This window comes from Streptomyces sp. NPDC127114 (assembly GCF_042677525.1).
In the GTDB taxonomy this organism is placed as follows: Bacteria; Actinomycetota; Actinomycetes; order Streptomycetales; family Streptomycetaceae; genus Streptomyces.
The window spans coordinates 52,815-70,656 of the sequence record NZ_JBHXTJ010000027.1 but is presented as its reverse complement, the minus strand read 5'-3'; the positions used below and the strand labels follow the sequence as shown (position 1 = coordinate 70,656).

The 17,842-nt window shown below is 73.8% G+C and carries 16 protein-coding genes; 11 read left to right on the top strand and 5 right to left on the bottom strand.

From position 1 onward, the window contains the following. The first annotated feature begins 14 nt into the window (after positions 1–14). On the top strand, positions 15–665 hold the full coding sequence (locus ACFVGS_RS25185) for a response regulator (protein ID WP_384411266.1): 651 nt from the start codon (positions 15–17) through the stop codon (positions 663–665). Here the strand turns inward: ACFVGS_RS25185 and ACFVGS_RS25180 are convergent. The 5 genes from ACFVGS_RS25180 to ACFVGS_RS25160 are packed head-to-tail and all read right to left on the bottom strand — an operon-like array spanning position 662 to position 9,061. Further along, positions 662–1,798, bottom strand: coding sequence for an acyl-CoA dehydrogenase family protein (locus ACFVGS_RS25180; protein WP_385693745.1), 1,137 nt, complete (start codon positions 1,796–1,798; stop codon positions 662–664). The genes ACFVGS_RS25185 and ACFVGS_RS25180 overlap by 4 nt on opposite strands. A 1-nt stretch (position 1,799) precedes the next feature. Next, positions 1,800–2,954: an acyl-CoA dehydrogenase family protein gene (locus ACFVGS_RS25175; protein WP_385693744.1), complete on the bottom strand. Its 1,155-nt coding sequence runs from the start codon at positions 2,952–2,954 to the stop codon at positions 1,800–1,802. Positions 2,955–2,964: 10 nt separating this feature from the next. Next, a complete protein-coding gene (locus tag ACFVGS_RS25170) occupies positions 2,965–7,068 on the bottom strand; it encodes an amino acid adenylation domain-containing protein (RefSeq protein WP_385693743.1) in 4,104 nt (1,367 codons plus the stop codon). Beyond that, positions 7,065–8,186 carry a M20/M25/M40 family metallo-hydrolase gene (locus ACFVGS_RS25165; RefSeq protein WP_384411259.1) on the bottom strand — a complete coding sequence of 374 codons (1,122 nt, stop codon included), beginning with the start codon at positions 8,184–8,186 and terminating at the stop codon, positions 7,065–7,067. Before ACFVGS_RS25165 ends, ACFVGS_RS25170 begins: the two co-directional genes overlap by 4 nt. Further along, positions 8,183–9,061, bottom strand: coding sequence for a RimK family alpha-L-glutamate ligase (locus ACFVGS_RS25160; RefSeq protein WP_384411257.1), 879 nt, complete (start codon positions 9,059–9,061; stop codon positions 8,183–8,185). Before ACFVGS_RS25160 ends, ACFVGS_RS25165 begins: the two co-directional genes overlap by 4 nt. 278 nt (positions 9,062–9,339) lie before the next feature. Between ACFVGS_RS25160 and ACFVGS_RS25155 the strand changes: the two genes are divergently transcribed. The 10 genes from ACFVGS_RS25155 (at position 9,340) to cysC (ending at position 17,784) form a co-directional block, all read left to right on the top strand. Continuing rightward, a complete protein-coding gene (locus tag ACFVGS_RS25155; protein ID WP_385693742.1) occupies positions 9,340–10,071 on the top strand; it encodes a sulfotransferase family protein in 732 nt (243 codons plus the stop codon). Positions 10,072–10,228: 157 nt separating this feature from the next. Next, positions 10,229–10,813 (top strand): hypothetical protein, encoded by a 585-nt coding sequence (locus ACFVGS_RS25150; RefSeq protein ID WP_384411253.1) that lies wholly within the window; start codon positions 10,229–10,231, stop codon positions 10,811–10,813. Then, positions 10,810–11,862, top strand: coding sequence for a BtrH N-terminal domain-containing protein (locus tag ACFVGS_RS25145; protein WP_384411252.1), 1,053 nt, complete (start codon positions 10,810–10,812; stop codon positions 11,860–11,862). Before ACFVGS_RS25150 ends, ACFVGS_RS25145 begins: the two co-directional genes overlap by 4 nt. A gap of 43 nt (positions 11,863–11,905) precedes the next feature. Further along, the gene (locus tag ACFVGS_RS25140) at positions 11,906–13,201 is read left to right on the top strand and encodes a DegT/DnrJ/EryC1/StrS family aminotransferase (RefSeq protein WP_385693741.1); all 1,296 of its coding nucleotides are present in this window, start codon (positions 11,906–11,908) and stop codon (positions 13,199–13,201) included. Beyond that, positions 13,198–14,043 (top strand): transketolase, encoded by an 846-nt coding sequence (locus ACFVGS_RS25135; RefSeq protein ID WP_385693740.1) that lies wholly within the window; start codon positions 13,198–13,200, stop codon positions 14,041–14,043. Before ACFVGS_RS25140 ends, ACFVGS_RS25135 begins: the two co-directional genes overlap by 4 nt. After that, positions 14,040–15,008 carry a transketolase family protein gene (locus tag ACFVGS_RS25130; RefSeq protein ID WP_384411246.1) on the top strand — a complete coding sequence of 323 codons (969 nt, stop codon included), beginning with the start codon at positions 14,040–14,042 and terminating at the stop codon, positions 15,006–15,008. Before ACFVGS_RS25135 ends, ACFVGS_RS25130 begins: the two co-directional genes overlap by 4 nt. Before the next feature lie 43 nt (positions 15,009–15,051). Then, positions 15,052–15,231 carry a lysine biosynthesis protein LysW gene (lysW, locus tag ACFVGS_RS25125; protein WP_384411245.1) on the top strand — a complete coding sequence of 60 codons (180 nt, stop codon included), beginning with the start codon at positions 15,052–15,054 and terminating at the stop codon, positions 15,229–15,231. 73 nt (positions 15,232–15,304) lie between these two features. Further along, a complete protein-coding gene (argC, locus tag ACFVGS_RS25120) occupies positions 15,305–16,330 on the top strand; it encodes an N-acetyl-gamma-glutamyl-phosphate reductase (RefSeq protein ID WP_385693739.1) in 1,026 nt (341 codons plus the stop codon). A gap of 21 nt (positions 16,331–16,351) precedes the next feature. Further along, positions 16,352–17,224 (top strand): [LysW]-aminoadipate kinase, encoded by an 873-nt coding sequence (locus ACFVGS_RS25115; RefSeq protein WP_385693738.1) that lies wholly within the window; start codon positions 16,352–16,354, stop codon positions 17,222–17,224. Beyond that, positions 17,221–17,784, top strand: coding sequence for an adenylyl-sulfate kinase (gene cysC, locus ACFVGS_RS25110; RefSeq protein ID WP_384411240.1), 564 nt, complete (start codon positions 17,221–17,223; stop codon positions 17,782–17,784). The genes ACFVGS_RS25115 and cysC overlap by 4 nt, the downstream gene beginning before the upstream one ends. Positions 17,785–17,842 lie beyond the last annotated feature (58 nt).

Here is a 17,842-nt window from a genome sequence, read left to right as displayed (position 1 = left end):
TAAAGGCGGAAACAGTGACCATTCGTGTACTCATCTGCGACGAACTGCCGGTCATCGGGGACGGCTTACGGACACTGCTCGACGCCGTGCCCGACATCGACGTGATCGGCACGACCGACAACGGCATGGAGGCCATCGTCCTGGTGCGCACCAAACGCCCGGACGTGATAGTCACCGATCTCAGCCTGCGGACCATCGACGGACTGGAGATGATCCGCAGGCTCGGCAAGGAGGAGACGCGGCCGAACATCGTCGTGTTCACCCGGTCCGACACCGACAAGACGGTCAGCGACGTGCTGCACGCGGGCGCGAGCTGCCTGCTCGGCAAGGACGCCAGCCCGCAGGAACTGGTCACGGCGATCCGGGCGGCGGCGGCCGGCCGGACCATGCTCGCACCGGACATCGCGCACCGCCTGGTCACGTGGTTCCGCGAGCAGCCGGACACGCCGGAGTCGGCGCCGTATCCGGAGGTCACCGAACTGACGCCGCGGGAGCGGGAGGTGACCCAGATGGTGGCACGGGGCATGTCGACCGAGGAGGTGGCCCGCGAGCTCACCATCGGCGTGGCCACCGTGCGCACCCATCTCTACCGGGTGCGCACCAAGCTCGGCGTCCGTGATCGCGCCCAACTCGTCTCGCTGGCCTACCAGTCCGGGCTGATCTAGCTCATCGCGACCGAGCGCCCCGCGCCGTTCTCCCCGACGGCGCGCCGGGCCCGGTCGAGGCGGGCGGCGCCGGCCAGCCGCCACAGCGCGGCGGGCTCGCCGTACCGGCTCGCCTCGGCGGCGGCCAGCCGGAAGTACCGGTGCAGACCGAGCTCCGCCGTCATCGCCCGCACGCCGCAGCTCTGCATGCACAGCCGTACGACGTCGCGCGCGGTCTCGGCGGCCGTCGCGAGCGCCACGACGGGCGCCGTGGCGGCGGCGTCCGCGCTGCCGAGGGCCTCGGTGCCGTCGGCGACGCCCGCGCCCTCGCCGGTGGCCGCCCGGTCGTGCACGGCGTCGACCAGCCAGGCGCCCCGGTACACCGCCGCCCTCGTCGCGCGCAGGGCCACCATGGCACGCGCCAGCGGGAAGGCCACCGCCGGCAGATCGCGCAGCCTGGTGTCGAACTGCCGCCGCGTACCGGCGTAGCGCACCGCGGTCTCGTGCGCGCCGTCGGCGATGCCGAGCAGATAGGCGGCCTGCCGGAGCCGTGCCCGCGCGAGCGGGCCGGCCGGGGCGTCGTCCAGGGAGGCGACCACGTCGGCCGCGGTGACCGGCGTGGCCTCGAAGCGGACGGCCGGCGGCCAGCACCCGCCCTCGACGCGGACGCCGGGCGCACCGGCCGGCACCGCGACGAGCACCGCACCGGTGCCCGTCCTGGTGGCCACGAGGAGCGGCCGTCCGGCTCCCGGGTCGTCGACCGTGACCGTGCCGGTCAGCTCCCAGCCGCCGTCGCGCGGGCGGGCGGTGATCCCGGTGCCGGCCGGCAGCGCTTCGAGGCCGGCCAGGGCCGCGCCCGGCGGGCCGCCCACGTCGGCGGCGAGCGCGTCGGCCCGGTACGGGTTCCCGCGTGCCGCGCGGCCGAGTTCCTCGCTGACCAGCACGCCGGCCGTCAGACCGAGGTCGAGGCCGCCGGCCGCGGCGGGCCGTTCGAAGCCGTCCGCGCCGAGGCGGTCGAGCACCGTCCGCGCGGGGCCGGAGGCTCCGTCGGTCACCGGCGCGCCGTGCACCTCCGGCCGTACGGGGAGGGCGGCGAGCGAGCCGCGCACGGCCTTGCGCAGCTGGACGAGCAGCGGATCGGGGGTGAGGTCCATGTCAGCGCTTCTCCTGTCCGATGGAGTCGAACGCGGCGGCCATGATCTGCAGCATGACCTCGGAGGTCCCCGCCGACAGGGTGAGGCCGGGCGCCTCCCGGCCGGCGGAGTCGAGGATCACGGCGGCTCTGGTGCGGTCGGCCCGCTGCCGGGGGCTCGGGATGTCGGCGGCCCACGCGGCGATGTCCTGGGCGAGTTCGCTGCTGTGGAACTTGGCGACGGCGGCCGCGACCTCGTCGACGCGGTCGTGGGCGAGTCCGGTGATCACCTCCCAGGCGAGGGCGTGGTCGGCGAGGAGCGCGCCGTCCCAGCGGCCGATCCGTTCGAGATGGGCGTCGTGCGGCGCGTCGGGCGCCCGGTCGACCAGCGCCTCGAGGGCGGCGTCCAGCCAGTGCTCCGCCTTGAGGTGGTAGTCGAGTCCGGTGCGTTCGATGGCCAGGGCCTGGTTGAGCAGGGGCCACCCTTGGTCGCGTGCGCCGATGAGGTCGTCGCCGGACACCGCGACGCCGTCGAGCTCGACGTGGTGGAACTGCTCGTCGTTGACGCTGGGGATGACGGTCACGGTGACGCCGGGGGCGTTCATGTCGACCAGGAACAGGCTGATGCCCTGGTACTTGCCGGTTCCCGGTGTCGTACGGGCGGCACAGAGGCCGAGGTCGACGAAGCGGGTCTTGAGGCTGAAGACCTTGGTGCCGGTGATCCGGTAGCCGTCGCCGTCGGGCTCGGCGACGGTCCGCAGGGCGCCGAGGTCGGATCCGGCGTCGGGTTCGGTGTACAGCACCGAACCGAAGCGCTCGCCGCTCGCCAGGGCGGGCAGGTGCCGTCGCTTCTGCTCGGTGCTGCCGGCCATGAGGAGGAACTGGCCGATGATCTGGACGGTGTTGACGTGGAGGGTGTCCGGCACGTCCGCGCGCACCAGTTCCTCGGCGACGATGGCGGCGTCGGTGAGCGGCCGGCCCGATCCCCCGTACTCGGCGGGCCAGTGCACGGCGAGCAGGCCGAGCTTGCCGAGCAGGCGGTACAGCGGCCGCTGGTCCGGCTCGACGCCGTCCGCGGGGGTGGCGTCCGCGACCGCGGCGCGCACCTCGGCGGAGCGCAGCGCCCTGCGCACGTCCGCCCGGAACCGTTGTTGTTCCTCGGTGAATCCGAACCGCATGGGCGTCTCCTCAGGTGGCGAGTGTGCTTTCGATCGCGGCGGCGATCCGGCTCAGCGCCGGTTCCGTGAACAGCGTGTAGTGATCGCCGGGCAGTTCGCCGGACCGGAACGGGCCCGTGCAGGCGGTGCGCCACTCCGCCGCGACGGCGGCGTGGTTCGAGGCGGTGAGCAGGGTGACGGGTCCGCCGTACGGGCTCGGCGGGCGGTACTCCTGCTGTGCCAGGGCGCAGGCGCGGAAGGTCGCGTAGCGGGCGGCCAGTTCCTCGTCGCCGAGCTCGAGTTCGACGCCGAGCGAGGTCAGCGTCCGCCGGATGCCCGCCTCGCCGACCGCCGGGTCGTCGAGGACCGCGCGCACCGCCGGGCCGTCCCGGCCGGCCAGCCGGGCGACGTCGTGCACGAACCGCTGCCGTACCGTCCGTTCGTCGAGCGGCACGAGGTCCTCGTCGTAGGAGGCGTCGAGGAGGACGACCGGCGGCCGTGCTCCGGTGTCGCGTTCCAGCTGCCGGGCGACCTCGAAGGCGAGCACGCCGCCGTAGGACCAGCCGGCCAGGCAGTACGCCTCCGGCGGTCCGGCGGCGACGAGTGCCCGCGCGATCCGGGCGGCGGTCGCCGTCACCCCGTCCTCGGGGGGCAGGGCGGCGTCCCGTGGGTCGGCGGCGAAGCCGGCCACGCCGATGCCCTCGCGCAGCGCCCTGACCAGCGGTACGTAGCAGAACAGTTCGCCGCCGGACGGGTGCAGCAGGACGACCTGTGCAGGGCCGGGCGGGCGCATCAGCACCGGCGCCCGGTCGCCGGCCGCGGCCCCGGCGGTGTGCCGGTCCGGCTCCTCGGACGGGTGCTCCAGGTGGCCGAGCGGATCGTCGTCCGTGCCGCGCCGCGCGGCGCGGCCGGCGTCGACGGTGGCGGCCAGGTGGGCGACGGTGGGCGAGGTGAAGAAGTCGCCGAGCGCGATCTCCACGCCGAACCGGCGGTTGATCGCCGACATCAGCTGGGCGGCCTGGAGGCTGTTGCCGCCGGCGAGGAAGAAGTCGTCGTGCACGCCGAGCCGGGCGTTGCGCAGCAGCGGGCCGAGCACGTCGTGCAGCAGGACCCGTTCGGTCGCGGTGCGCGGTTCGTCACCCGCGCCGTCGCCCGCCGACTCCGGGTCGGGCGCGGGCAGCCTGCGCCAGTCGACCTTGCCGCTGCTGGTGAGCGGGAGTTCGTCGAGGACGACGAAGTACGACGGGATCATGTACGAGGGCAGGACGGTGCCGAGCTGTTCGCGCACCGAGGGCAGCTGCTCCTCGGCGACGCCCGTCAGGTAGCCCACGAGGTGCTTGTCGCCGGCGTCGTCGGTCCACGGCCGCACGGTGACCTGTCCGACGCCGGTCACTCCGGCCAGTGCCGACTCGACCTCGCCGAGTTCGATCCGCAGGCCACGGATCTTGACCTGCTGGTCGATCCGGCCGAGGAAGACGAGGCGGCCGTCCGGCAGCCGCTTCACCAGGTCTCCGGTGCGGTAGAGGCGGCCGCCCGGGGCGGTGCCGAACGGGTCGGCGACGAACTTCTCCGCGGTCAGCTCGTCCCGGTCGAGGTAGCCGCGGGCCAGTCCGGCGCCGCCGATGACCAGTTCGCCGGGGACGCCGACGGGCACCTGGCGCAGGTCGCGGTCCAGGACGTGCGCGACGTGGTTGGTCATGGGCAGGCCGATCGGCGGCGAGGTGTCCCAGGTGCCGGGGCACTCCTCGACGATCATCGTCACGGTGCACTCGGTCGGGCCGTAGCCGTTGAACAGCCGCCTGCCCGGGTTCCACCGGTTCACCAGCTCGCCGCTGAAGGCCTCGCCGCCGACGAACGCGATCCGCAGGTCGGTCAACCGCTCCGGGGCGAGCAGCGGCATCACGGTCGGCGGCAGGTCGATGACGGTGATGCCGGCGCGTTCCATCAGCGACTGGAGCCGGTCGATGGAGAGCCGTTCGTCGTCGGTCGCCAGGCAGAGCCGGGCGCCGGTGAGCAGCGCGGAGAAGGTCTCGAACACGGAGACGTCGAAGGTGATCGACGCGAAGCCGAGCACGCGGTCGGCCGGTGTCAGGTCGAACAGTTCGCGCGCGGAGTCGATGAAGTTGACCACGCCGCGGTGTTCGAGCAGGACGCCCTTCGGCCGTCCGGTGCTGCCCGAGGTGTAGATGACGTACGCGAGGTCGCCGGGCTGCGCCGCGAGCGGCGGGTCGGTGTCGGGCATCGCCGCGAGGTCGGCGCGGACCTCGTCCAGGGTCACGACGGGCGCGGTGACCGCGCTGACGGCGGCGGTGACGGCGGCGTGCGCGACCACGGTGTGCAGACCGGAGTCGGCGGCGATCTCCGCGACGCGCGCGGGCGGGTGCGTCGGGTCGAGCGGCACGTAGGCCGCGCCGGTCTTGAGGACGGCGAGCATCGCCGTCGTCAGGTCCGCGTTCCTGCGCAGGCACAGGCCGATCCGCGTGCCCGGCCCGGCGCCGCGCCCGCGCAGCAGGGCGGCGAGCCGGTTCGCGCGGGCGTTGAGTTCGGCGTAGCTGGTGGGGACGTCCTCGACGACGAGCGCCACGCTGTCCGGGGCCTCCCGGACGCGGGCCTCGAACTGCTCGACGACGGTGGTCTCGCGCACGGGGCGCACCGGCCCGCTGCCGACCCGGTCGAGGAACTCCTTGTCGGCCGGGCTCAGCACCTCGGCCGCGGACAGCGGTGCGTCGGGGTCGGCGGTCAGGGTGTGCAGGAGTCCGTCGTAGTGCCGGGCGAACCGGGCGATGCTCTCGCCGTCGAAGAGATGGGTGTTGAACGCGATGTGCAGGACGGCGTCGGTGCCGGGCACCGCCGGCTCCACCAGGGTCCAGCTCATGTCGTGCCGGGAGGTGTCGGTGGCGACGTCCTCGCGGGTCGTCGTGAGGCCGGGCAGTTCCGTGGGAGCGTCCGCGTCCCTCGCCGCGAACACGATCTGGAAGAGCGGTGGGCGCGAGGGGTCGTGGGCCGGGTCCACGGCCCGGACCAGCTCGGCGAACGGCAGTCCGCCGTGCTCGTGCGCCTCGGAGACCACACGGCCGACCCGTCGGACCAGTTCGCGGAAGGCCGGGTCGCCGGAGACGTCCCCGCGCAGCACCGTGGTGTCGGCGAAGGGGCCGATCACCGGGGCCACGGAGGCGTGCCGCCGGTTCGCGTCGGGCGAGCCGATCACCAGGTCGTCCAGGCCGGAGTAGCGGTGCAGCAGGGTGAAGAACGCGGCGAGGAGGACGTCGTACGGCGTCGTCCCCTCCTCCCGGGCCAGGGTCCTCGCCCGCTCCAGGGCCTCGTGTCCGACCGTGAAGCCGCGGGCGTCGCCGGCGTACGTGGGCGTGTCGCCGCGCGGCCGGTCGGTGGGGAACTCCAGGACCTCGGCGCCCGCGAGCCTGTCGCGCCAGTAGCCGGCCAGGCGGTCGAGCTCGGCGCCGTCGAGGCGGTCGCGCTGCCAGGCCGCGTGGTCCGGGTACTGCACGGGAAGGGCGGGCAGCCGCGGTGCGTCGCCGTCCTTCGACGCGCGGTACACCTCGGCGAGTTCGCCGGTCAGGAGGGCGAGCGACCGCTCGTCGCACACCACGCGGTGCGCGACGAACAGGAACAGGTGGTCGTCGGGCGCGACCCGGACGAGCAGCGCGCGCCACAGCGGCGCCCGGCCCATGTCGAAGGGTGCCGCGATCCGTTCCTCGACGAGGGCCCGGGCGGCGGCGAGCCGCCGCTCGTGGTCGTCGCCCGGCGCCTCGGCCGGCGTCAGGTCGACCCGGACCTCGGGGGCGACCACCTGCACGGGGCCGCCCTCGCGCGTGACGACCGCGGTGCGCAGCGCCTCGTGCCGGGCCACGACCGCGGCGAGCGCCGTACGCAGGGCGCCCGCGTCCAGGTCGCCGCGCAGCCGCAGGCACAGCGGCAGCCGGTCGGCGGGGCCGTCGGCCGCCGGGCGGCCGGACTCCCGCAGGGTCTCCTGTGTGGCGGAGAGCGGTGCGGGGCCGGTGTTCCCGCGGGGCGTCGGGTGCGCCGCGGCTTCCTCCACGGTCGCCTTCAGCAGGGCGAGGAACCGCGTGCGGCGCTCCGCGGGCAGCGCGGCGAGGCGCTGGGTCGTTCCGGTCAACGGAGACTCCCTTCGGGCAGCGCGTCGGTGGCCTGGGCGGCGGGGCGGACGGGCAGGTCCGCCAGTTCCGCGATGGCGGTGGACAGGACGTCGATGCCGCGCAGGAAGTCGGACAGCACGATGTGCTCGGTGTCGGCGTGGTCGAGTCTGCTGTCGCCCGGGCCGTAGGTCGCCATGGGGATGTCCCAGACCTCGGCGAGGGTGTTCATGTCCGAGGTGGCCGTCTTCACCACGAGCCGGGGCTGGGCGTGCACGCGGCGGATGCCGGAGACCAGCGCGCGGACCGCCGGGTTGGAGCGGTCGGCCCGGCAGGCCTCCACCGAGTTGAGCACTTCGAGCCGGCCGGCGGGCAGCCGCTCGCGCAGTCCGGTGACGAGCCCTTCGGCGTCGAAGCCCGGCGGGGTGCGGACGCTGAGGTCGACGGTCGCCGAGGTGAGGTCGGCGTTGAGCTGGACGAGCGTGGCGCCGGGCTTGGCGAAGGCGTCGTGGCCCGCGTCCGGCCCGAGCAGGTCGACCAGCGCGTTCCAGGATTCCACGGCAAGTTCGGACGCCTTGGGCTCCGGGTTGCTCGGGTGGGTGGCGGGACAGGTGACGGTGTAGCGCAGGTCGAGCTTGCCCTTGTAGCCGATCACCACGCTCGACCAGCCGCTGGGTTCGCCGACGATCAGCGCGTCCGGCCGGTCGTGGGTGGCGCGGATCGCCATCGCGCCGCGCGACTTCGGGGTCTCCTCCTCGACGACGCCGATGACGACGATCCGGCCGGGGAAGCCGGCCGCGCCGGCGGCGGCGCAGATCATCGCGGCGAGCGGTCCCTTGGCGTCGACGGCGCCCCGGCCGTACAGCCGGCCGTCCTCGGAGCGGACCGGGATCTGGCCGGGGACGGTGTCGAGGTGGCCGAGCAGCATCAGGGTCGGGCCGTCGCCGCGTTCGATCACGCCGATGACGTTGCCCACGGTGTCGATGTGGGCCTGGAAGCCCAGGTCGGTCATGGCCTCGGCCAGGTAGTCGGCCAGCGCACGCTCCTGGTAGGACGAGGAGGGGATCTCCAGCATTCCGCGCAGCAGCCCGACGGCGCACGTCTCTGTGACGTTGCCGGACGAAGTGAATGCCCAGTTCATCGTTGCGCTCGCTCCCGTAGGTGTTCGACGATGCGGTCCGCGACGTCGACCCGGTCGCCGAGGGCGGACTGGAAGCCGGAGAACTCGACGCGGTGGTTGACCTCGAGGACGAGCAGCCGGCCGTCGCGGTCCTCGATCAGGTCGACGCCGGCGATGTCCGCGCCGACGGCGGCGGCGGCCTCGACCGCCAGCTTGGTGAGCTCCGGTGTCGCCTCGCACGGCAGGGTCCGGCCGCCGAGCGCCACGTTGGTGCGGGTCGACTCGCCGGTCCGGTAGACGGCGCCGAGGAGTTCGCCGCCGACGACGACGGCCCTGATGTCCCGGCCGGGCTTGTCGACGAGCTCCTGCACGTACGCGAGGTGCGACTGCGGGCTCGGCAGCGCGCCGACGTATTCCAGCACGCCCTCCGCGGCGGCCCGGTCGTGCAGGGGGACGATCAGCCGGCCCCAGGAGCCGACCAGCGGTTTGATCAGCGCCGGGTAGCCGATGGAGTCGAGGGCGGTCAGCGCGGCCTGCGGGGTGAGGCCGAGCGCGGTGCGCGGGATCGGCAGTCCGGCCGCCTGGAGGACCAGCGTGGTGCGCCACTTGTCGCCGCAGACCTCGGTCGCCTCCGCGCTGTTGACCACCTCGACCCCGGCCGCGGCGAGGCAGCGGGCCGCGTACGCCGCGCGGGCCTGGCCGATCTCCCGGTTCAGGGCGAGGCTCCAGGGCAGGTCGCGCTGTCCGGCCGGGAACCACTGTGTGCGCGTGTCGACGTGGTCGAAGGCGACACCGCGCCGGTCGAACGCGTCGAACAGCCGTTTCTCGTCCGCGCCGACCCTGCTGGCGAGTACGGCGATGCCGCCGTCGCCCGGGTGCTCTGCTGTCGCTGACACGTGACCTCCGTAGTAGGACCACTGGTTGACCGGACGGCACGACCGGTCTGCCGCGTCGGAGGGACGTTACGGGCGAGTCGCCGCGGCGCGCGTCCGCGACAAGTTCAACGGCGGGGACGCATTGTGTTTACTTTGCTCTCCTCCGGCTGCTCATTTCGCTTACCCGGGCCGGCCGCCACCCGTGTCACGCTGGACTGGATTCCGGCCGGGGACCGCGGAGTTCACCGCGCGCTTTCCGTCCGGATTCACGACGGGCGGGCCAGAGCGAAGGGGAAATCGTGGACCACACATCAGAGCGGATACCGGTGCTCGCGCTGTGGAGCGCGCCCCGATCCCGCTCCACCGCGTTCGCGCGGATGATGGCGGAGCGGGGCGACCGCGTCGTCGTGCACGAGCCGTTCTCCCAGGTGGTCGACTTCGGCGAGGTGAAGGTCGGCGAGCGGGTCGCGCGCAGTGAGCAGGACGTGCTCGCGGAGCTGCGCGGCATGGCGGCCCGGCAGCCGGTGTTCTTCAAGGACACGACCGACTTCGCCTATCCGGCGCTGCTCGCCGACGAGGCCTTCCTCGCGGCCGCGACGCACACCTTCATCATCCGCCACCCGGCCGAGGCCATCGCCTCCCACCACAAGCTCAACCCCGACCTGGGCCGTGACGAGATCGGTTTCGCCCGGCTGCACGAGATCTTCCTGGCCGTACGGGCCGCCACCGGCGTCACGCCGGTCGTGATCGACTCGGACGACCTGCTCGACCGGCCGGCCGAGACCGTGCGGGCGTACTGCGAGGCGGTGGGCATCCCCTTCGTGCCGGACGCGCTGAACTGGCAGCCGGGGATGCGCTCGGAGTGGGAGGCGACCAGCCGCTGGCACGAGTCGACCAGCCGGACCGCCGGCTTCACGCGCGGCTCCGGCCGCGGCGCCGAGGCGGTCGAGGCGGACCCGGTGCTGCGGGCCTACCGCGATTACCACCTGCCGTTCTACGAGGAGCTGCGCGCCGCCGCGCTTCGCCCGTGACCGCCCTGCCGGAATGGGCGGCGAATTCGCCCCTTGCGTAAGGCGGGGTGCCGATTCAGGCATTCGCGGTCATCACGGTGTGGACGAACAGCGCGAATCAGCGGCCTCGTTCGGGAACTCCGAACGGCATTCCATTGAGGGGGATCACGTGACGGACATGCCGGTTTCTTCCGCCGTCACCCGGCTGTGCGATCCGGTCGACATTTCCGGCCACCGCAACAACACCGCCGTATCCGCGGCGACGGACACCAAGGCGGGGCGGTTCAACGTCTGGGGGAACTCGTTCGCCGCCGAATACCTGCCCGCGGGCGGGAGCCTCGTGCACGTGGCGGGTGTTCCCTTCCGGTTCCCTCCGGTCCTGGACGGTCCCGACAACGTGCGGTGCGAGGGCCAGTTCCTCGAGGTGCCGGAGGGCCGTTACGACTGGGTGCACGTGCTCGCGGCCTCGGAGCGGCGCTGCGAGGACACCGTCGGGATGCACTTCGCCGACGGCGCGGTCGACCCGGAGCCGCTGCGGGTCTCCGACTTCTGGGCGGCGCCCGCGTGGTTCGGCGAGGTGAAGGCCTTCGAGAGCCTCGTCATGCACTACCCGCACCATGTGCAGCGCAACGTTTCCGCGCTGATGTGGGCGCAGCGGGTGCCGGTGACCCGGCGGGCCGGCCTGACCGGCGTCCGGCTGCCCCGCAACATCGCGGTGCACGTCTTCGCGGTCACCTTGCAGCGGACGGAGGCGGGGGCATGACGAGCGACGTGACGGCGAGGACGTACATGATCACCGGGCCGGAGCCCCAGCTGTGGTATCGCGACCCCATCAGCTGCCTGCAGTCCACCTTCGGCGCGATCGTGGCCCGTGCGGGCGCCGATCCGCTGGCCGTGCTCGGCGCGGGCTGGCGGTTCCTGCACCTGCCGGGGGACGTCAGGTCCGAGGAGTTCTACTACCCGTGCCTGCCCGGCGAGTCCGGTGAGACCGACCTCGGCGCCGCCCTCGCGCCGCACCACGACCTGCACGCGCGCTGGTGGCAGCCGGCCGACGAGGACGACGTCTGGCGGGAGGTGCGCGAGAGCCTGGCCGACGACCGGCCGGTCATCGCCGCGGTGGACAACTACCACCTGCCGTTCCGGCCCGCGTACAGCGACGTGCACGCCGCCCATCTCGTGGTGGTCTACGGCCTGGACGAGGTCCGCGGGGTCGTCTACGTCTCCGACGCGATGCCGCCGGCCTTCCGCGGCGCCGTCCCCGTCGAGGCCTTCCTGCGCAGCTGGGGCTCGGCCAACCCGACCGACCACCAGGACGCGTTCTTCAGCGACTCGCGGATCGGCAGGCGCTGCCTCGACGTCCGGCTCGACGTCGTGCCGCCGCCGCTGACTCCGGAGGTGCTCGGCGGCTTCCTGCGCACCGACGTCGAGGACTTCACCACCGCGGGCCCGGCCCGTACCGGTCTCGCCGGACTCGACGCGTTCGCCGCGGAACTCACCGGCCGCTGCCGCGCCGGCGACGCGGACGCGCTGCGCGAGCTGTACCCGTTCGGCTGGGGCATGCAGGCGCAGGCCGCCCTCCACGGCGAGCTGCTCCGCCGCTGCGGCCGGGAATGGGGCGACCCCGAGCTGGCCGGCGCCGGACGCGCGGTCGAGGCCGTCGCCCACGCGTGGACCGGCCTGCGGATCACCGGCGCGCACGGCCTCGACGACCCCCGTGGGGTCGCGGCCGACATCGCGCACCACGCCACCGTGCTGCGCGCCCGGTACGCGACCGCGGTCGACGCCGTGGGCGCGGCGGCGACGCGCCTGTGACCGTGCCCCGTCCGACCACCGTGACCATGTCGAGAGGACAGTGATGAGCAAGCTGGCAGCGTTCGGCGGTACCGCGGCCGTGCCGAGGGACCGGCGCCACGTGGACTGGCCGCTGGTCGAGGACGAGGACCGCAAGGCCGTCCTCGACGCGCTCGACGGCGCGAGGCTGGTGTCGAACTCGGACGGCGCGAACCCGGTCTCCACGCTCGAGGAGCGCTGGGCACGGCACTTCGGCCACGAGCACTGCGTCGCGGTGTCCACCGGCACCGCCGCGCTCTCCCTCGCGCTGGCCGCGCTGGGCGTGGGGCCGGGCGACGAGGTGATCGTGCCCGCGATGAGCTTCATCGCCACCGGGCTCGCGCCGGTGCACCAGATGGCCGTTCCGGTGTTCGCCGACATCGACCCGGTCACGTTCACCATCGACCCGGACGACATCGAGCGCCGGATCACCGACCGGACCAGGGCGATCATCCCGGTGCACCTGCACGGCGCGCCCGCGGACATGGACCGGATCACCGACATCGCGCGCCGGCACGGCCTCGCCGTGGTCGAGGACGCCGCGCAGGCGCCCGGTGCGACCCACCGCGGGCGGCCGGTCGGCTCGATCGGCGACGCGGGCGCGTTCAGCCTCCAGGCCACCAAGAACATCCCCACCTGCGGCGAGGGCGGACTGCTCGTGACCGGCGACGCCGGTCTCGCCGAAGCCGTACGCAAGGGCCGGCAGTTCGGCGAGGTGATCGAGGCCGGCCGCGACCGCGACTACATCTCGTACGGCCTCGGCTGGAACCACAAGATGAACGCCCTCCAGGCCGCGTTCACCGACGCCCAGCTCGCCCGGTTCGACGACTACGAGAGCATGCGGCAGCGCAACGTCACCGAGTTCCTCGGCCGGCTCGCGCAGCTGCCCGGCCTGCGTGTGCCGACCGCGCTCCAGGACACCACCCACGCCTGGCACATCCTGCGGTTCCGCTTCGACCCGGCCGCGTTCGGCCTCGACGGGGTACGGCCCGAGGCCCTGCGCTCGGCGCTGCGCCGGCTGCTGCGCGCCGAGGGCGTGCCGATGTCGCAGTACCAGCTCATGCCCCTGCCCGACCAGAAGGTGTTCGTCGACCGGGTCGGCTTCGGCTCCGGCTACCCGTGGACGGTGACCGGCGCGCCGGCACCGGTGAAGGGCGAGGGCTACCCGGTGACCCGCGCGGTCATCGCCGACTCGCTGACCCTGCAGAAGCGTCACCTCCACCCCGGCTCCGGCGAACTGCTCCGCCTCTACGCGGACGCCTTCGAGAAGGTGTGGACCAACCGCGACATGGTGGCGACCCTCGCGGCGGCCCGGTCATGACCACCACCCAGGCTCCGACGCGGGAGTCGCTGGAGACGGTCGCCGCACGCATCCGCGCGCACGTCGTCGACATGTGCGCAGGGCCGGAGGGCGGTCATCTGGGCGGTGCGTTCTCCGCCACCGAGGTGCTCACCGCCCTGTACTTCTCGGTGATGAACGTGGACCCGGAGCGGCCGGACGACCCGGACCGCGACCGCTTCCTGCTCAGCAAGGGCCACGCCGCCGTCGCCCTGTACGCGACGCTGGCCGAGCGGGGCTTCCTGCCGGTCGGGGAACTCGCCACGTACGGGCGGCCGGGCAGCCGGCTGATGGGCCATCCGGTGCGCGCGGTGCCCGGCGTCGAGCTGCCGACCGGCTCGCTCGGCCACGGTCTCGCGCTGGCCTGCGGCTTCGCGCTCGCCCACCGGTACGCGGGCCGTGACGCGCGCAGCTTCGTGCTGCTCGGCGACGGCGAACTCCAGGAGGGCTCGGTGTGGGAGGCGGCGATCGGGGCCGCGTCGCTGCGCCTGGACCGGCTGGTCGCCGTGGTGGACCGCAACGGGCTGCAGCTGACCGGCTCCACCGAGCGGATCGCCCCGATGGAACCGCTGGCCGACCGCTGGCGCGCCTTCGGCTGGTCGGTGCGCGAGGTGGACGGCCACGACGCGGACCGGCTGGCGGAGCACCTGTCCGCCGGGCCGTGGGAGCCGGGCAAGCCGAGCGTGCTCATCGCCCGCACGGTGAAGGGCCAGGGGCTGCCGTTCCTCGCCGGACGGGCGGCCAGTCATTACGTGACGCTGTCGCCGCGCAACCACGCGCGGGCGACGGCCGCGCTACGGAAGACCACGGAGACCGAAGGATGAGCCGCGCGACCCGAGAGGCCTACCGGGACTCTCTCCTCTCCCTGCTCGGCCCGAACCCCGGACTGATCTGCCTGGACAGCGACACCGGTCTGTTCAGCGCGGACCACGCGGCGGCGGCCGGCGAGCAGTACCTCAACCTCGGCATCGCCGAGCACAACCTCATGGGCATCGCCGCAGGCATGGCGGCGTGCGGGCGGATGCCGTTCGTCAACACGATGGCCGCCTTCGCGACGTCCCGCGCCCTGGAAGCGATCAAGATCGACATCGCGTACAACCGGCTGCCGGTGCGCGTCATGGCCACCCACGGCGGTCTCGCCGCGGGTCACCTCGGCCCGACCCACCAGGCACTCGAGGACCTGGCCGTGATGCGGACGCTGCCGGGCATGACCGTGGTCGTGCCCGCCGACGCCGCCGCCACGGAGGCGTTCGTCGAGCAGAGCCTGGACCTGGCGGGACCGCTCTACGTCCGGCTCGGCCGCAAGCCGTCACCCGCGCTGCCGGAGACGGCCCCTCCCCCGGTCATCGGCAGGGCGCAGACACTGCGCCGGGGCGGCGACGTGGTGCTCGCGTGCTGCGGTCCGTACCCGGTCCTCGCCTGCCTCGACGCCGCGGACACCCTCGCCGGGCTCGGCATCGAGGCCACCGTCCTGAACCTGCACACGCTGCGGCCGTTCGACACGGAGGCGCTCGTGGCGGCGGCGGGGCCGGCCGGGCTCGTCGTGACGCTCGAGGAGCACTGGCGCGGCGGCGGCCTCGGCGGCGCGGTGGCCGAGGCACTGGCGGAGGAGGCACCCACGCGCGTGCTGCGGCTGGGCATGCCCGACCGGTTCGTCGACGAGGTCGGCAACCAGGAACACCTCGTCGCGCACTACGACCTCACCGCGGAGCGGGTCGTCAGGACGGTCCGCACCGCGCTCGACAGGACGGCCCCCGGCCCGACGGCCCTGGCCGGCACCCCCCACTGAGCCACCACCACCGAGGCACCACCGACCCGAAGGGACACCACCGATGACGACCACAACGACCCAGGCCTGCCCCGAGTGCGAGGACGAGGTGCAGCTCAGCGCGTCCGTGCGGCTCAACGAGATCGTCGAGTGCGCCGGCTGCCGCAGCGAGCTGGAGATCGTGGCGCTGAGCCCCGCGGTGCTCGCCCTCGCGCCCGAGGTCGAAGAGGACTGGGGCGAGTGACCGTGCGAGGACGGACGACACCCGCCGGCGGCCCGGCGCCCACCGGGCGCACGGCGCTCACCGGGCGTACGACGTGATCCGGGTCGCGGTCGTCGGCGCGGCCGGCTACATCGGCGGGGAACTGCTGCGCCTGCTCATCGGCCATCCCGAGGTCGAGGTGGCGCACGCGGTGTCCTCCCGGTTCCCCGGCAGGCGCGTCGACGGCGTGCATCCGAACCTGCGGTCCGCCACCGACCTGACGTTCTGCACCGCGGACGAGGTGGAGGAGTGCGACGTGGTCTTCCTCGCCACGCCGCACCGCGCCGCCATGACCCAGATGGAACGCTGGACGGGACAGGCCAAGCAGGTCTTCGACCTCACCGGGGACTTCCGGCTCGACGACCCCGAGGTCTTCCGGCGCTACTACGGCACCGAGCACGCCGCCCCGCACCTCCTGGGCGACTTCGTGCCCGGGATCCCCGAGCTGTACCGGGACCGGCTGCGCACCGCCGACCTGGTCAGCGTGCCGGGCTGCATGGCGGTGGCGGGCGTGCTCGCGCTGCACCCGCTCGCGGCGGACGGCCTGGTCGAGCCGGAGGCGCAGTTCGACGCGCGCACCGGTTCGAGCGGTTCCGGTGCCACCGCGGGCGAGGCGAACCTCCATGCCGAACGCAGCGGCGCCATGCGGGTGTTCGCGCCGACCGGTCACCGGCACGAGGCCGAGATCTCCCGGCACCTGGGCATCTCGGCCGCGATGACGGCGACCGGGGTCGAGGCCGTGCGCGGGGTGCAGACCGTCTGCCACGCCACGCTGCGCCCCGGCGTGGACAAGTCCGCGGTGCGCAGGGCGTTCCGCGAGCACTACCGGGACGAGCCGTTCGTCCGGGTCGTGGCGCACCAGCGCGGCACGTTCCGCTACCCGGAGCCGAAGATCCTGCTCGGGTCGAACTTCTGCGACGTCGGCTTCGCCGTCGACGAGGAGGCCGGCCGGCTGGTGACCATCGCCGCACTGGACAACCTCATGAAGGGCGGCGCGGGCAACGCGGTCCAGTGCCTGAACATCCGCATGGGCTGGCCGGAGAACCTCGGCCTGTCCTTCCCCGGCCTGCATCCCGTCTGAGCCCAGGTGACTGGAGACACTGTGACCACCAGACCGCTGACCGTCGTCAAGTGCGGCGGCAACCCGGCCGTCGACGCCGCGGGCATCTGCGCCGACGTCGCCGCGCTCGTCCGGGCCGGGGAATCCGTTCTCCTGGTGCACGGAGGCTCGGCGGAGATCGCCCGGCTGGCCGGGAAGCTCGGTGTGCCGCAGCGCCGGCTGGTCGCCCCGGACAACGTGTCCACCAGGTACACCGACCCGGCGACCCTCGAAGTGGTCGTCCTCGCCCTGGCCGGTTCGGTCAAGCCGAAGATGGTCGCCGAGCTGTCCCGGCTCGGCGTGCCCTCGGTCGGCCTCACCGGCCTGGACGGCGGCATGCTGCGCGCCCGCCGCAAGGCCGCCGTCCGGTCCGTCGTGGACGGCAGGACGACCCTCGTCCGGGACAACCTCAGCGGCCGGCTGCGCGAGGTCCGCACCGAACTGCCGCGGACGCTGCTGCGGTCCGGCTTCGTACCGGTGGTGTCGCCGCCCGCGCTGGACGAGCACGACCAGCCGGTGAACGTCGACGCCGACCGCGTCGCGGCGGCCCTGGCGGCGGCACTCGGCGCCGACCGCCTGGTGCTGCTGACCGGCGCGCCGGGCGTGCTGGCCGATCCCGACGACGACACCAGCGTGCTCAGCGGCTTCCAGGTGCCGGCGAGCGGCGCGCCCGGCCGGTTCGCCGGCGGTGGCATGGCGCTCAAACTCGTCGCCGCGCGGGAGGCGCTGGCCGGCGGAGTCGGGTCGGTACGCATCGCGGACGGGCGGGTGCCCGACCCCGTCAGCCGGGCACTGGCCGGGTCCGGCACCACGGTAACCATGACGTGCGCGGAGCCGGCCACCGCCGGACCGCGCGAGAGGGAGCTCCGAACATGAGCGAACCGAACGGCGAACCGGCCGTGTGGCAGGGCGGCACGGTCTGGCTGACCGGACTGCCCAGCGCGGGCAAGACCACGCTGGCGCGGGGCCTGGCCGGCCGGCTGCGCGCCGAAGGACACCGCGTCCAGGTGCTCGACGGCGACGAGGTCCGCGCGGCGCTGTCCGCGGAACTGGGCTTCTCCAAGGAGGACCGGGACACCAACGTGCGACGGATCGGCTACGTGGCCGGGCTGCTCGCCGCGCACGGCGTCACCGTCCTCGTACCCGTCATCGCCCCGTACGCGGTGTCCCGCGCGGCGGTGCGGGAACGGCACGCGGCGCTGGGCGTCCCGTACGTCGAGGTGCACGTGGCGACCCCGGTGGAGCTGTGCGCCGACCGCGACGTGAAGGGTCTCTACGCCCGGCAGGCGGCCGGCGAACTCCAGGGCCTCACCGGCGTGGACGACCCCTACGAGGCGCCGGTCGACCCCGACCTGCGGCTCGCCACCGAGGACCGTACGGTCGAGGAGTCCGTCCGGCTGCTGCGTGCGCTGCTCACCGCACGCGGGCTGTCGTGACCGCCGTGGCGCGGGCCGCGCTCGACGACGCGCCCGGACGCGTCGGCCCGCCGGCCGG

Coding starts and splice junctions, on each gene's coding strand:
- ACFVGS_RS25150 (WP_384411253.1), top strand. CDS start 10,229: ATGCCGGTTTCTTCCGCCGTCACCCGGCTGTGCGATCCGGTCGACATT.
- ACFVGS_RS25175 (WP_385693744.1), bottom strand. CDS start 2,954: ATGCGGTTCGGATTCACCGAGGAACAACAACGGTTCCGGGCGGACGTG.
- ACFVGS_RS25130 (WP_384411246.1), top strand. CDS start 14,040: ATGAGCCGCGCGACCCGAGAGGCCTACCGGGACTCTCTCCTCTCCCTG.
- ACFVGS_RS25165 (WP_384411259.1), bottom strand. CDS start 8,186: ATGAACTGGGCATTCACTTCGTCCGGCAACGTCACAGAGACGTGCGCC.
- cysC (WP_384411240.1), top strand. CDS start 17,221: ATGAGCGAACCGAACGGCGAACCGGCCGTGTGGCAGGGCGGCACGGTC.
- ACFVGS_RS25145 (WP_384411252.1), top strand. CDS start 10,810: ATGACGAGCGACGTGACGGCGAGGACGTACATGATCACCGGGCCGGAG.
- ACFVGS_RS25140 (WP_385693741.1), top strand. CDS start 11,906: ATGAGCAAGCTGGCAGCGTTCGGCGGTACCGCGGCCGTGCCGAGGGAC.
- lysW (WP_384411245.1), top strand. CDS start 15,052: ATGACGACCACAACGACCCAGGCCTGCCCCGAGTGCGAGGACGAGGTG.
- ACFVGS_RS25135 (WP_385693740.1), top strand. CDS start 13,198: ATGACCACCACCCAGGCTCCGACGCGGGAGTCGCTGGAGACGGTCGCC.
- ACFVGS_RS25180 (WP_385693745.1), bottom strand. CDS start 1,798: ATGGACCTCACCCCCGATCCGCTGCTCGTCCAGCTGCGCAAGGCCGTG.